Origin of the sequence: Curtobacterium sp. MMLR14_006 (assembly GCF_001864985.1) — a bacterium.
Taxonomy (GTDB): domain Bacteria; phylum Actinomycetota; class Actinomycetes; order Actinomycetales; family Microbacteriaceae; genus Curtobacterium.
Genome location: NZ_MJGU01000004.1, coordinates 25,546 through 39,046 on the forward strand (window position 1 = coordinate 25,546; position 13,501 = coordinate 39,046).

The 13,501-nt window shown below is 71.4% G+C and carries 11 protein-coding genes; 6 read left to right on the plus strand and 5 right to left on the minus strand.

Annotation, left to right across the window (positions count from 1 at the left end; genetic code table 11):
• The first annotated feature begins 188 nt into the window (after positions 1-188).
• Entirely contained in the window at positions 189-1,238 is a 1,050-nt protein-coding gene (locus BIU94_RS01775) for a biotin/lipoate A/B protein ligase family protein (protein WP_071253616.1), read from the plus strand.
• A 13-nt stretch (positions 1,239-1,251) separates the two neighbouring features.
• On the opposite strand, the gene BIU94_RS01780 is transcribed toward BIU94_RS01775, so the two are convergent.
• Complete coding sequence (locus BIU94_RS01780) at positions 1,252-2,793, minus strand: ATP-binding protein (RefSeq protein ID WP_071253618.1); 1,542 nt, start codon at positions 2,791-2,793, stop codon at positions 1,252-1,254.
• Positions 2,794-2,931: 138 nt separating this feature from the next.
• On the opposite strand from BIU94_RS01780, the gene BIU94_RS01785 reads away from it, so the two are divergent.
• Positions 2,932-3,261 carry a hypothetical protein gene (locus tag BIU94_RS01785; RefSeq protein WP_071253619.1) on the plus strand — a complete coding sequence of 110 codons (330 nt, stop codon included), beginning with the start codon at positions 2,932-2,934 and terminating at the stop codon, positions 3,259-3,261.
• A gap of 127 nt (positions 3,262-3,388) precedes the next feature.
• The gene (locus tag BIU94_RS01790; protein ID WP_071253622.1) at positions 3,389-4,441 is read left to right on the plus strand and encodes a BLUF domain-containing protein; all 1,053 of its coding nucleotides are present in this window, start codon (positions 3,389-3,391) and stop codon (positions 4,439-4,441) included.
• Positions 4,442-4,554: 113 nt separating this feature from the next.
• Here the strand turns inward: BIU94_RS01790 and BIU94_RS01795 are convergent, their stop codons facing one another.
• Complete coding sequence (locus BIU94_RS01795) at positions 4,555-4,842, minus strand: GNAT family N-acetyltransferase (protein ID WP_071253624.1); 288 nt, start codon at positions 4,840-4,842, stop codon at positions 4,555-4,557.
• Between the two features lie 119 nt (positions 4,843-4,961).
• On the opposite strand from BIU94_RS01795, the gene BIU94_RS01800 reads away from it, so the two are divergent.
• Complete coding sequence (locus BIU94_RS01800; RefSeq protein WP_071253626.1) at positions 4,962-5,807, plus strand: site-specific DNA-methyltransferase; 846 nt, start codon at positions 4,962-4,964, stop codon at positions 5,805-5,807.
• A 242-nt stretch (positions 5,808-6,049) separates the two neighbouring features.
• On the opposite strand, the gene BIU94_RS01805 is transcribed toward BIU94_RS01800, so the two are convergent.
• The 3 genes from BIU94_RS01805 to BIU94_RS01815 all read right to left on the minus strand — a co-directional run bounded on the left by BIU94_RS01805 (position 6,050) and on the right by BIU94_RS01815 (position 11,099).
• Positions 6,050-8,542: an MDR family MFS transporter gene (locus tag BIU94_RS01805; RefSeq protein WP_071253723.1), complete on the minus strand. Its 2,493-nt coding sequence runs from the start codon at positions 8,540-8,542 to the stop codon at positions 6,050-6,052.
• A gap of 258 nt (positions 8,543-8,800) precedes the next feature.
• Positions 8,801-10,045 (minus strand): glycosyl hydrolase, encoded by a 1,245-nt coding sequence (locus BIU94_RS01810; RefSeq protein WP_071253628.1) that lies wholly within the window; start codon positions 10,043-10,045, stop codon positions 8,801-8,803.
• Positions 10,046-10,058: 13 nt separating this feature from the next.
• A complete protein-coding gene (locus tag BIU94_RS01815; RefSeq protein ID WP_071253634.1) occupies positions 10,059-11,099 on the minus strand; it encodes a LacI family DNA-binding transcriptional regulator in 1,041 nt (346 codons plus the stop codon).
• Between the two features lie 122 nt (positions 11,100-11,221).
• Here BIU94_RS01815 and BIU94_RS01820 point away from each other — a divergent pair, with 122 nt between their 5' ends.
• Positions 11,222-12,511, plus strand: coding sequence for an ABC transporter substrate-binding protein (locus tag BIU94_RS01820; protein ID WP_071253636.1), 1,290 nt, complete (start codon positions 11,222-11,224; stop codon positions 12,509-12,511).
• A gap of 28 nt (positions 12,512-12,539) precedes the next feature.
• Positions 12,540-13,478 carry a carbohydrate ABC transporter permease gene (locus BIU94_RS01825; RefSeq protein ID WP_071253638.1) on the plus strand — a complete coding sequence of 313 codons (939 nt, stop codon included), beginning with the start codon at positions 12,540-12,542 and terminating at the stop codon, positions 13,476-13,478.
• The last annotated feature ends 23 nt before the right edge of the window (positions 13,479-13,501 follow it).

A 13,501-nucleotide genomic window follows, 5' to 3' on the forward strand; every position in this document is an offset into this window, starting at 1 on the left:
GTGAGCAGGAAGTTCCGGCCTCCTACGCGCGAAAGTGCTTCCCACTGTGGGTGCGATGGGTGGGAACGACGGACGGGAGGCCCGTGGCGGGGCCGACACGGGCCTCCCGTCCGGCAGGTGGGTGCGTGATGGCGGCCGGGGCGACGTGGACCGGCATGGACCTGTCCGCGCGGGCGTAGGCTCGTGGCGTGCACGGTGAGTACAAGGTCCCAGGTGGCAAGCTCGTCGTCGTCGACCTCGAGGTGGTCGACGGGGACGTCCAGGAGTTCCGGCTCGCCGGAGACTTCTTCCTCGAGCCGGACGAGGCGCTGGCCCGCATCGACGACGCCGTGAACGGTCTGCCCGCGACGACGGACGCCGCCGGCATCGCCGCGGCCGTCCGCGCAGCGCTCCCCGCCGACGCCGTCCTGCTCGGCTTCACGCCCGAGGCCGTCGGGGTCGCCGTCCGCCGGGCGCTCTCGCGCGCGTCGTCGTGGCAGGACTACGCCTGGGAGATCGTCCACGAGGGCCCGATCAGTCCGAACGAGCACCTCGCGCTCGACCAGGTCCTCACCGAGGAGGTCGGCGCCGGCCGCCGCGGTCCGACCCTGCGCATCTGGGAGTGGGACCAGCCGGCCGTCGTCATCGGGTCGTTCCAGTCGCTCAAGAACGAGGTCGACCCCGAGGGCGCGGAGAAGTTCGGCATCGAGGTCGTCCGGCGCATCTCCGGCGGCGGCGCCATGTTCATGGACGCCGGGGCGGTCATCTCGTACTCGCTGTACGTGCCGAGCGACCTGGTGCAGGGCATGACCTTCGCCGACTCGTACGCCTACCTGGACGAGTGGGTGATCGAGGCGCTCAAGTCGCTCGGTATCGAGGCGTCCTACCAGCCGCTCAACGACATCACCTCGACCAAGGGCAAGATCGGCGGCGCCGCGCAAAAGCGCCTCGGCACCGGCGCGCTGCTGCACCACGCCACCATGAGCTACGACATGGACGGCGAGAAGATGGTGCAGGTGCTGCGCATCGGCCGCGAGAAGATGAGCGACAAGGGCACCACCTCGGCTGCGAAGCGCGTCGACCCGCTGCGCTCGCAGACCGGGCTGCCCCGCGCCGAGGTCATCGAGCGGCTCATCGGCACCTTCACGAAGCTCTACGGGGCGACCGAGGGGCACGTCACCGAGGCCGAGCGCGAGCGCGCGCAGGAACTCGTGCGGACCAAGTTCGCGACGAAGGAGTGGCTCGAGCGGGTGCCGTGATCGGACGTTCGAGTCACGACCCGGGCTGATCGTCCTCGTCTTCGGGATCGCGGAGGACGAGGTCGACGCCGGCCGCGGGCTGGTCCGCGCGGAGGGCGATCTGCTGTACGGGCGCGATGTACGAACCGCTGAAGGTGATCTCGTCCTCGTCCTCGTCCTCGTCCTCGTCGGGCTCGTCGGTGTCGTCGTCGGAACGGGTGCCGAGCAGCTTCCGCGTCAGGGCGCTCCGCTCGGTCAACAGCGAGTCGAGTGCCGAGAGCAGGTCGGTGTCGTCGGGTTCCGCTCCGCGCAGGGCGGCGGCGAGGACGCTCCGGCGCATGAGCTCCTTCGCGAACGAGCCGGTGGTGCCCGCGGCGCGCTCCGCCGCCACCGCGAGGGCGTCGTCGGAGTACGGCAGCGAACCGGCGTACCGGCGGAAGAGCCGCGTGCGCTCCGGCAGGTCCGGCAGCGGGATCTCGACCGCCAGGTCCACTCGGCCGGGGCGGTCCGCCAGGGCCCGTTCGAGCACGGACACCCGGTTCGTCGTCATGACGAACGCGACGTCGGCATCGCCGTCGAGACCGTCGAGGGCGTCGAGCACCTCGAACAGCAGTGGCTGCGGGGAGCTGTGGCGCTCCATCGCGACGAGGTCGATGTCCTCCATCACGACGAGTGAGGGCTGGAACGTCCGGGCGATCTCGGCCGCGGCCCCGATCGCGGCGATGCTCGACCCGGTGAGCAGGACCGCCGTGACGCCCTCGGTGCGGGCGAGCAGGTGGCGGATGGTCAGGGTCTTCCCGGTACCGGGCGGGCCGTAGAGCAGGACCCCGCGCTTGAGGTGCTGTCCGGCGGCGAGGAGCGCCTCGCGTTGCTCGCCGATCCCCACGACGTGGTCGACGACCTCGTCGAGCACGCCGTCGGCGAGCACGACGTCGTCCGCGGTGACGTCCGGTCGGCGCAGGAAGGTCGCGCCGGCATCCGCGCCGTACTCGGACTGCACGAAGGACAGCACCTGCCCTCGCAGCACGCTGCGTTCGATCATGAGCGCGCGGAACCGGCGCAGGAACGCGGCCACGACGTCCTGGTCGGAACCGAGGACCTCGATCGTCGCGCTCCCGCGGCCGTACTCCGGCTTGGCGGACCGCTGCACGACCGCGATCCGCGCGCCGTCGAACGTCAGGAGTCGGAGCCCGAAGGACACCACGCGACGGGTGTCGTCCGGTCCCGTCGCCCGGTCCGAGTAGCTCACCGGGCCGACGGCCCACCGGGTGCTCGGGTTCGCGATGAACTCGCTGACCGAGCTGTGGAACCGGCTGTCGTCTCCGGCGATCCCGAGGAGGGCGTCGGGGTCGTCCCCCGCGAGTTCCGCGAGGGCGACGTCCGCGTCGACGAGCCGGTGGTCCGGCAGCTCCTCGGTCACGACGGGAACGGATCGCGGGTCGACGCCGAGGTGGTCCCGCACCCGCTCGCCGAGCGGCGTCAGGACCGTCTGCTGCTCGGACCCCACGAGTTCGTTCGCATGGTCGATGTAGCGGGCGATCGCCCGCATGAGATCCCGGTCTGCGTCGTCGAGCACGTCGCCATCTTGGCACCGCGGGGTCCTTGGAGGCCAGGGGACGGTATGCAGCACGTCTCGGTGCACCCGACCTGCGGATGGTGCACATCACCCGCGCGGCGGATGTCCCGTCGCGGTCCGCCACGTAACGTCGCTGCCGTGAACTGGTTGATCTTCCTGGGGGCGGTGGCCGCGCTGGCCGTCGTGGTGTGGATCGCCGACCGCGTGGGGTGGATCGACCTGTCGAACAAGTCCACGCGCAGCGGCGGATCCGGTGGTGCGATCGGGATGATGGACGAGGTGTTCGCGCCGACCCGTCACGAGACGCAGGCCGAGTACGAACGGCAGTCGCGCCTCCCGAGAGAGGCACCGACACCGGCGGATGACGACCACGACCTGCTCAGTGGCAGCGTGCTCATCAGGGTGCCGACGGTGCGGAGCACCGGTCGGCACGAAGCGCGCGTCGGGACGCACGACCGCTCGTACTGAGCACGCGCGAGCAGACGGGGCGGGAGACCGATCTCCCCGTCCGCGGCCGCAGGGGTTGTGGGGCGACGGACAGAGGGGTTCACTCGACAGGGCAACGCGTTCCGGCGAGCGAGGGAGACCAGGACTGATGCGTTCGATCGTCTACACCAGCACACAGACCCGTCCGATCACGGACACCGAGCTCGCACAGATCCTCGCGGTGGGCCGGGAGAAGAACACCGCCCTCGGGGCGACCGGCATCCTCGCGCACAAGGAGGAGAACTGCCTCGGGATCCTCGAGGGAGACGACGAGACCGTCGCCGCGCGGTTCGAGCAGGTGCGTGCCGACCCGCGGCACACGAACGTCCGGGTCCTGGCGGACGAGTCGGTCGGGCAGCGGTCGTTCCCGGACTGGTCGATGGCGTTCCAACCGCTGGATCCGCTGCTGCAGCAGGTCCCGGGCTTCAGCGACCTCTTCGCCCCCGACCACGCACTCGACCCGTCGGCGGGGGTGACCCGGGCCCGTGCACTGCTCGAGTGGTTCCGGAAGCACCCGCTCGCCCCGTTGACGAGCCGGACCGCCGAAGCGGACGAAGCCCCACGGACGCGTGCGATCAACGGTGCGATCACCGCGCTCCACGACGGCGGCGTCACGAGGTTCACCCTCGAGGTCGCCGCTGAACGTGCGGGGATGAGCGTGGCCGAACTGCAGGAGGTGTTCCCGTCGGAGCCGGCGCTGCTCGCGGCGACGGTGGAGCGGTGGACGCAGGCGATCTCGGCGCCGCTGGTCCCGTTGATCGCGGAGAAGGGCACGGTGGCGTTCCTGCACGCCCTGCTGGCCGCGCAGGCGGAGGAGCCGGGGCTGATGGAGCTCCTCGCCGCGAGCCTCGCGTCGGCAGCCGACCCGACGGCGGACGGCGCCGACTACCACCGGTCGACGTACCGCCGGTTCCGGCAGATGATCCGGGACGGTCTCGCCGCGGACGTCCGCGACGGCCGGGAGCCGGGGACGATGGACCCGATCCGGGGAGCGCAGCAGCTCCTGGCGCTCCACGACGGTCTCCGCCTGCAGGCACTGCTGACCGCGGACACGGACCTCGTCGACGCCTTTGACCGGGCCGCGACCCGGATGCGCCGCGGGTGGTCCGAGCAGTACGAGCAGCCCTCTTGGTGGGACGTCCCCGTCGAGGGGACCCGCTGACGGACCGAGCCGGTGGCTCACAGCTGCCGGACACCGGCGCGGGACGGGTGATCGCAGCCGGCCGGCCGGTCGCGTCGCGGTCGCGTCCTCGCCGAGACCGGTCCCGGTGCGCGTCAGCGCGTGGTGAGCTCCTGGTAGTCCGGGTGGCGCTCGATCCAGGCGTGGACGTAGCTGCACTGCGGCACGACACGGAGCGAGGACCCGGACCGGACGTCGTCGAGCGCGTGCTGCACGAGGATCGACGCGTGTCCGCCACCGCGGTGCGCCGGGTCGACCTCGGTGTGCACGAAGCGGATCTCGTCGCCGTCGACCTCGTACGCAGCGAAGCCGATCACCTCGCCGTCCTCGACGAGGGAGTACTGCTGCTTGTCGGTGTCGTTCCGGACCTCGGGTGCTGCCATGCCGTGCACGCTACGCCCGGGTGCGGTCGCTCGCTGGGTCCCGGCTGGGTGGCGCGGGGTGCAGCGGGGGTGCGGCGGGTGCGGCGTCGGCCGTGGCGTCCCGTGCGGGACAATGGACCGTGCACACGGCAGACGATCGCGGCCCCGACCGCGTGGTCCACGGCGACGCGCTCGACGTCGTCCCCGCGTACGCCGACGGCTCGTTCACGCTCGTCTACCTCGACCCGCCGTTCAACACCGGGCGCTACCAGCGCCGGCACGCCAGCGCCGCGGTGCCGTCCGCCGACGGGCCGGTGATGGGGTTCCACGGCCGGACCTACGAGCGGGTCCGCGGCGACCTGATGCGGTTCGACGACCGGTTCGAGGACTACTGGTCGTTCCTCGAGCCCCTGCTCGTCGAGGCGTGGCGACTGCTGGCGGACGACGGCACGCTGTACCTGCACCTCGACTACCGAGAGTCGCACTACGCCAAGGTGCTGCTCGACGCGCTGTTCGGTCGGGAGTCGTTCCTCAACGAGATCGTCTGGGCCTACGACTACGGCGCGAAGTCGAAGTCCCGCTGGCCGACCAAGCACGACACGATCCTGGTGTACGTGAAGGACCCGACACGCTACTGGTTCGACTCGACGACGGTGGACCGGGAGCCGTACATGGCGCCGGGGCTCGTCACGCCGGAGCAGCGCGAGCGGGGCAAGCTGCCGACCGACGTCTGGTGGCACACCATCGTGTCGCCGACCGGCAAGGAGAAGACCGGCTACCCGACGCAGAAGCCCGAGGGGGTGCTCCGCCGGATCGTGCAGGCGTCGTCGCGCGAGGGGGACTGGGTGCTCGACTTCTTCGCCGGCAGCGGCACGACGGGGGCGGTGGCCTCGGCGCTCGGCCGGCGGTACGTGCTCATCGACGACAACCCTGCGGCGATCGAGGTCATGCGGAAACGGTTGCCCGGGGCGTTCTTCGAGGGGTGACCGCGGGCGGCCGAGCGGGTTCAGGCGTGTGCAGGGCGTGCGGGGTGGTGGCGCGGTGGCGCGGTGCCGCAGTGCCGCGGTGGCGGTGCATGTGTGTGCACCGTGCGACGGAGCACGAGTCGATCGACACGTGCTCCGTCGCAGGATGCTCACGCACCGGATGCACGCGCATGTGACGACGGACCACGAGCCGATCGACGCGTGGTCCGTCGGAACATGCACCCGCAAGGAGTGCAGGGCGCCTACTCGGCCGAGTGCCGCCCGTGCGGGTGCGTGTCATCGGACACCGGAGCCGACGGCGAACCCGAAGCCGGAACCGACTCCGCAGCCGGCGCCGGAGCTCCGGCGACGTGCGCGGCGTGGGTCCGGATCGCGCCGGTGGCGGTCGGCGGCTCGTCCACCGGTGCCGCGGCCGAGTGCGCACCGTGCGTGGTGGCGTCGGGCAGCGGGGCCCGGGTGTCGTCCGGCTCGGAGCGGGTGTCCGACGGCAGGACGGACACGTCGCCGGCGCCCGCGGAACGGGCCGATCGCGGCTGCGCCACGACGTCCGGCGAGGTCGGCACGGCATCGGCACCTGACGAGGCGACGGCGGTCGGGACCCCCGAGGCACCAGACCCACCCACGGCGCCGGACCCACCCGAGGCTCTCGACCCGACCGGGGCGGCAGCGCCCACGCTCGGCCCGGGGCCGGCGACGGTGTCCGCGGTGCGTGCGGCGTCGGCCTGCTCCTGCAGGGCCGAGGTCTTGCGCAGCGGCGGCACCCGGAAGAACCAGGTCAGCACGAACGCGAGCAGGATCACGGCGAGCCCGACGTAGTAGACGCGGACGGCCGAGTCGCTGAAGCCGACCAGGAACGGCCGGGTCAGCCGCTCGTCGGCGCCGTTGAGGAACGAGGTGTTGCTCGTGGTCGCGTTGCTCGACGAACTCGCGCTCGTGTCGCCCCGCTTGAGCTGCTCGATGAGCGACGGGGCGACCCCGTCGACGACGTTCTGGCGCTGCGACCGGTTCGAGTAGTCCACCTGCACCGAGCCGTCGACGACCTCGGCGTCCGCCTTGGCGGCCACCGCCTCGAGCGCCTTCTGCTCGGCGGCGGGGGTGGCGTCGTCGACCTGCTGCGCGATGACGGTGTCGGCTGCGGCGGCCGGGAGCGTGCCCGCGTCGACCTGCTCCTGGACGGCGGCGGTGACCTGCTCCGTGACGGCCTGGTCGGCGGACTGCTTCGCCTGCGCGGCGGCCTTGTCGAGGCCGTCCTGCACGTTGCGCTGCACCGGGTCGACGATCTTCGACCAGATCTGGTCCATGACGCCCTCGTTCTCCGAGGCGCTGGCGACCGACGGGGTGAGCGCGGCGTTGAGGGCACGCTTCAGGTCGCCCTCGTTCTGCATCGCGGCCGTGATGTTCGTGGGCATGAGCGTGAAGAGCACGGAGAGCAGGACGGCGGTGCCCATGGTGCCGCCGATCTGGCGGAAGAACGTCGCGGCGCTGGTGGCGACGCCGATGTCGCGCGGGGAGACCGAGTTCTGCGCGGCGAGGGTCAGGGTCTGCATGAGCTGGCCGAGGCCGAGCCCGATGAGGAACATGCCCGTCATGAGGAACCACAGCGGACGGTCGGCCGTCAGGAAGGTCAGGACCGTGAAGCCGACGGCGGTGAAGGCGGTGCCGGTCACCGGGAACACCTGGTAACGGCCGGTGCGCGAGATGATCTGGCCGGAGGCGATCGACGAGATCATCAGGCCGAGGACCATCGGGAGCATCGCGAACCCGGACTCGGTCGGTGTGACGCCCTTCACGATCTGCAGGTACAGCGGGATCGTCAGCATCGCGCCGAACATGCCGAAGCCGACCAGGACGGACAGGATCGCCGCCATCGAGAAGACCCGCGAGCCGAACAGCTTCATCGGCAGGATCGCGTCGTCGCCCATCGCCCGTTCGACGATGATGAACGCGATGAGCCCGAGCGCACCGATGGCGTAGCAGGCGAACGCACCGGGGGAGTCCCAGCCCCACTCGCGGCCCTGCTCGGCGATGAGCAGCAGCGGCACGAGGGTGACGATGACGAGCGTCGCGCCCCACCAGTCGATGCGGGGCTTGCCGCGGTCGCCGAACTTCGGCAGGTGCAGGAACGTGAGCACCATGAAGAGCGCGATGATGCCGATCGGCACGTTGATGAGGAAGACCCAGCGCCAGCCGGCGATGAAGAGCAGCTGGTCGGCTCCGGCGAAGACACCGCCGACGAGCGGGCCGATCACCGACGAGATGCCGAAGACCGCCAGGAAGTACCCCTGGTACTTCGCGCGCTCGCGCGGGGCGAGCATGTCGCCCATGATCGCCAGCGGCAGGGACATGAGGCCACCGGCACCGAGGCCCTGCAGCGCGCGGAACCCGGCGAGCATGAGCATCGAGGTCGAGAACGACGCGGCGAACGACCCGATGATGAAGATCGCGATCGCCGTGATGAACAGTGGGCGGCGGCCGAAGATGTCGGAGAGCTTGCCGTAGATCGGCGTGGTGACGGTCGACGCGATGAGGTACCCGGTGGTGACCCAGGCCTGCTGGTCGAGCCCGTGCAGGTCGTCGCCGATGGTGCGGATCGCGGTGCCGACGATCGTCTGGTCGAGGGCGCCGAGGAACATGCCGGCCATCAGGCCGTAGATCACCAACAGGATCTGTCGGTGGTTCATCACGACGTTGGACGCCGTGGTGGGGGCCGCGGGTGCGGTCGCCGTCTGGGTCATGAGCAGGGTCTCCCGGTCCGGTGCGCTGGCGCACACGAATTTTGCGCTGCGTGCAAAGTTACAGCAGCCGCAACGTGCTCGCGCCCGTGGGTTCGGCTTCCTGAACGGATCGGCAGGGATCTGCACGGGTGGCACCGAGGGACGCGCCGGGGGCACCCGATCGGCATCACCGTACGCCTGGTCCGCTCCGCCGGTGCGCCGGCTCCGGACGTCGGCGCACGGCGTGGACGGACGGCCGGGAGGCCCGGCTCGGCCCCGTCAGACCGCCGCGGGTTCCACGACCCGGGTCACGCCCCGTGCCGCCAGCTCGGTGGGGTCGGCTGCGGTCCGGCTCGTCACGACCGTGACCGCCTGACCGGCGGCACGGAGGCGGTGCCACTGCTCGAACACGGCGCCGCCCGGGGCCAGGTCGGACCGGCGCAGGGGCAGGTCGGCGTGGTCGACGTCGACCACCACGGCGCTCGTGCGCGGCGTCGGCGCGGGTGCGGCGCGGCGTGCGTCGGCGACGACCTCGGCGTAGCGGCGGCCGAGCGGCTTCACCCGGTTGTCGACGTCGAGCAGGCCGAGCGAGTACTCGAGGTCCTTGAAGTCCCCGAGGTCGCGGGAGACGTCGTGCGAGCACCACCACGTCACCGCGTGCAACCGTTCGGTCGTCAGGGCGGCCGCCACCGTGCGCTCGAGGAACTCCGGCATCTCGGACTCGGCGAGGTGCCGGTCCGGGGCGCCCACCTCCTGCAGCCAGACCGCCCGGTCGGGGTCGGTGGCGAAGGCGCGGGCGAGCTCGATCATCCACTCGGCGTGGCGGACGGACTCGTCGGACAGCGCCCCGTAGCGATCGGCGACCCCGTTGAAGATCCACGAGTGCACCGTCGTGACGTCGCCGAGGCGGCTGGCGTGCGCGGGGACGAACGGGTGGCCGTCGCGGTACCAGAGGTGGTCGTTCTCGGAGTGGGTGACGACGTGCCGCGGGTCCTTGTCGTGGGGCGCCTCGAGCAGCGACGTGAGCCAGTGCGTCACCTGGTCGGTGTCCGCGGGCATCGCAGCGGGGTTCGGCGGCTGGAACTGGTTCAGCTCGTTGCCCAGGGTCAGGCCGGTGAAGTTCGGGCGGTCGCGGACGGCGTCGTACACGGCGGCGACGAGGGCGGCCTGCGCGTCGATCGCCGGCTGGTCGGTGAACATGTTGCCGTCGTGCCAGTTCACGAGCCAGGCGGGCACGAAGTCGAAGCCGGACATGTGCCCCTGCACGACGTCGACACTGGCGTCCAGCCCGAACTCGGCGGCGAGGTCGACCACGAGTGCCACGTCGTCGAGCGCCCGGCGGCGGATCAGCGTTCGGTTCGGCTGCAGGGTGGGCCAGAGCGGGAAGAGCCGGACGTGGTCGAGCCCGAGCGCCGCGATCGCCTCGAGGTCGCGACGGACGACGGTCTCGTCGACGGACTGCCACTGGAACATCCAGTCGGTGGACGGTACGTAGTTGACGCCGAAGCGGGTGGCGGTGAACATCGGTCTCCTTCGGTCAGGGAGCTGGGGTGGGCGCCGGTCCGGTCGACCCACGGACGTGCAGGGCGCGACCGCCGACCTCGGCGTCGGCGACCTCGTCGCCGCGCACGAGTCGTTCGACGAGCGCGACGGCGGTGCGGGCCGAGTCCTCGACCGGGGCGTCGAGCGCCGTGAGCGCGGGGCGGACGATCGTGGAGACCCACGAGTCCTCCCACGCGACGACGGACAGGTCGTCGGGGACGCGGACGCCGAGCTCGGGGGCGTGGGCGACCACCTCGGCGGCGATCGCCTCGCCGTCGAGGACGATGGCGGTCGCCCCGTCGAGCCGGGCGAGCAGGTCGGCGACGGGGTCCTCGGCGCCGGCGCGCCAGTCGAGCACGAGGGCCTCGACGCCCCGGCGCCGCGCGGCACGGGTGAACCGGGCGTCACGCGCGCCCGTGTGGGCGAGCGCCGGTCCGTCGCCCACGCGGGCGATCCGCCGGTGGCCCAGCGTGCCGAGGTGGTCGAGCAGCGACTCGGTCGCGTCGGCGTCGCTGACGGTCACCGCGGGCACGGTGCTGCCGGGGATGGGGGCACCGAGCATCACGGCCGGTGCGGCGAGGTGCTGCAGCAGGGAGATGCGGGGGTCGTCGGTGCGGACGTCGACGAGCAGGAACCCGTCGACCCGCTGCTCGGTCCACCACTGGCGGTACACGGCGGCTTCGTCGTCGGCCTGCACGAGGGTCACCGACAGCGACCAGCCGATCGCGGCAAGCGGTTCGGTCAGCCCGGCGATGAGGCGCATCGTGAAGGGGTCGCGCTGGAAGGTGTCGCGGGAGCGGGCGAGCACGAGGCCGAGGCTGTGCCCGGCGTTGCCGGAGAGCTTGCGGCTCGCCAGGTTCGGCCGCCAGTTGAGGTCGTCGGCGGCCTTCCGGATGCGTGCGGCGGTGGCGGCCGACACGTTCGGTCGTCCGTTGAAGACGTGTGAGACCGCCGACGTCGAGACGCCGGCGCGCTTGGCGACCTGCGCGATGGTCACGCGGCGTCGGTCGACGGCGCCGGCGGTGGTGTCGCTCATGCGGTCGAGCGTAGAGGCTTGACCACTCTGTGTAAAGCGGTATACGTTGCTCGTCACCTGAAGTACACCGCTGTACCGAATCGCATCGGGACCGCTCCACCATCCACTGCCAGGGAGGCACCGTGACGGACGGCATCAGCAGACGCACCCTCATCGGAGCCGGGTTCGGCGCCGGCATCCTCGCGCCGATCCTGGCGGGGTGCAGCGCCCTCACGCCGGCGTCGAGCGGCCCGGGGACGCTCAGCGTGCACACCCAGCTCAGCGGCGCGGTCGCCGGCGCGCAGACGTTCACGGACGTCGTCGCCGCCTACCGCCGCCGTACGGACCGCCGGGTCGCCCTGCTCTCGAACGGGTCCGACCTGCCGATCGTCTTCGAGACGAGTTCCCTGGCCGGCAAGGAAGCCGACGTCGCGATCGTGAACATGGTCGGGCGCACGCTGTCCTGGACGGGCGAGGACGCCACGATCGACGTCTCCCGTTACCTGGACGAGTGGGACCTGCGCGACAAGATCATCCCCGAGGCGCTCGAGGAGTGGACCGACGACCAGGGGCGGCTCCGGGCGTTCCCGTTCACCCGGACGAACTGGCCGGTGTCGTTCAACACGGCGCTGCTCGAGGAGGCCGGCGTCAGCGAGATCCCGACGACCTCGGACCAGCTCATCGCCGCGGCCGACCGCCTGCGGGCCGCCGGCATCGGCCCGGTCACCGTCGGCGGGTCGGACTGGAGCGGGCAGAAGCTCCTCATGCAGGTCGTCCAGGGCTTCGTCACCCAGGACGAAGCCGCGACGGTGTTCTCCACCGGCAAGATCTCGGAGAGCCCCGGGGCGGTCCGCGGCGTCGAGCACTTCGTCGAACTCCGCGACGCCGGGGTCTTCGTGGACTCGGTGCAGGGGTTCACCTCGGACTCCGAACTGACGCAGTTCACCACCCGCAAGGCCGCCATCGTCCCCGCGATGTCCTCCGCCCTCGCGCTGGTGTCGAAGGAACGCGCGAAGGAGGTCACGGTCGGCGGCTGGCCGGTGCCGTCGAAGGACGCCGCCATCGCGCACCCGAGCGTCATCAAGAGCTACAACGGCCACGGCATCTGGATCAGCGAGAACGGCCGGGCGAAGCTCGCCCTCATCAAGCCGTTCGTGCAGTACCTGTACTCGTCGGCCGTCACGAGCGAGTTCGTCCTCGACTCCGGCCGCGACATGAGCCGGATCACGGACACCGTCAGCCGTGACTTCCCGCTCGTCGCCCAGGCGTCGAAGCTCACCGACGACCAGGTCACCCCGGTGATGCTGCCCGACCTGCTCGTGCCCGACTCGGCCTACGAACCGATGATCCGCGCGACGAGCCTGGCGTACGGCTCCGGCACCTCGGCCGACCGCATCATCGACCTCTTCGAGCGCGCCTACACGGCCGCCTGACCACCCGATCCGCGAGAAGGAGCTCCCCATGGCAGTGCTCGTCGAGGAACCACCCGTCCGGTCGGCGTCGACGCCGTCCGGCCCCGGCCGCCGGGGCAACCGTGCCGTCGGGACCGCTCGCGGCGCCTTCCCGACCTTCGCGGTCCCCGCGCTGGTCTGGTACGGCCTGTTCATGATCGGGCCGGTGCTCGCGATGATCATCATCGCGTTCCTCAGCTGGCCGGGCATGCTCGTGTCGCCCACCTTCGCGGGGCTCGACAACTTCCGGGTCCTGTTCTCGGACGAGACCTTCTGGGCGGCGGTCCGGAACAGCACCGTGCAGATCGTCGTCGGCCTGCCGATCATGATCGTGCTGGCGTTCCTGCTCGCGTTCCACGTCGTGCAGAAGCCGCGCGGGCACAAGGTGCTCCGCTACCTGCTCTTCATCCCGGCGCTCATCTCCGCGCCCGCCACCGCGATGATGTTCTACGCGATGCTGAACCCCGACGGCCTGGTGAACGGCGTGCTGGCGACCGTCGGGATCGGCGGCAAGGCCTGGCTCGCCGATCCCGCCACGGCCCTCGGCGCGCTCATCGTGGTCGACCTCTGGGCCGGCATCGGCTACTCGGCGGTGCTCATCGCGAGCCGCCTCGACGGCGTCGACGCCGAGGTCGTGCAGGCCGCCCGGATGGACGGCGCCGGCTCGTGGCGGCTCGCCTGGGGCGTGTACTGGCCGATCGCCCGCGACTTCATCGGCGTCGTCGCGATGCTCCAGTTCCTGGCGATGCTGTTCAGCTCGGCGCAGAACGTGCTGCTCCTGACCCAGGGCGGGCCGGGCACCGCCACCACGACACTGTCGTACCTCGTGTACCAGAAGGCCTTCGTCGACACCGACCTCGGCTACAGCCAGGCGGTCGGCGTCGTCCTGTTCGTCCTCGGGCTCGTCGGGATGTTCGTCATCCGCCGGGTCCTCCGCAAGACCCACTGACCCACTGAGCCTCTGACCCCGGG

What these genes read in the sequence shown, in the direction of transcription:
- BIU94_RS01825 (WP_071253638.1), top strand. Translation starts at nt 12,540, where the DNA reads ATGGCAGTGCTCGTCGAGGAACCACCCGTCCGGTCGGCGTCGACGCCG.
- BIU94_RS01795 (WP_071253624.1), bottom strand. Translation starts at nt 4,842, where the DNA reads ATGGCAGCACCCGAGGTCCGGAACGACACCGACAAGCAGCAGTACTCC.
- BIU94_RS01815 (WP_071253634.1), bottom strand. Translation starts at nt 11,099, where the DNA reads ATGAGCGACACCACCGCCGGCGCCGTCGACCGACGCCGCGTGACCATC.
- BIU94_RS01790 (WP_071253622.1), top strand. Translation starts at nt 3,389, where the DNA reads ATGCGTTCGATCGTCTACACCAGCACACAGACCCGTCCGATCACGGAC.
- BIU94_RS01805 (WP_071253723.1), bottom strand. Translation starts at nt 8,542, where the DNA reads ATGACCCAGACGGCGACCGCACCCGCGGCCCCCACCACGGCGTCCAAC.
- BIU94_RS01810 (WP_071253628.1), bottom strand. Translation starts at nt 10,045, where the DNA reads ATGTTCACCGCCACCCGCTTCGGCGTCAACTACGTACCGTCCACCGAC.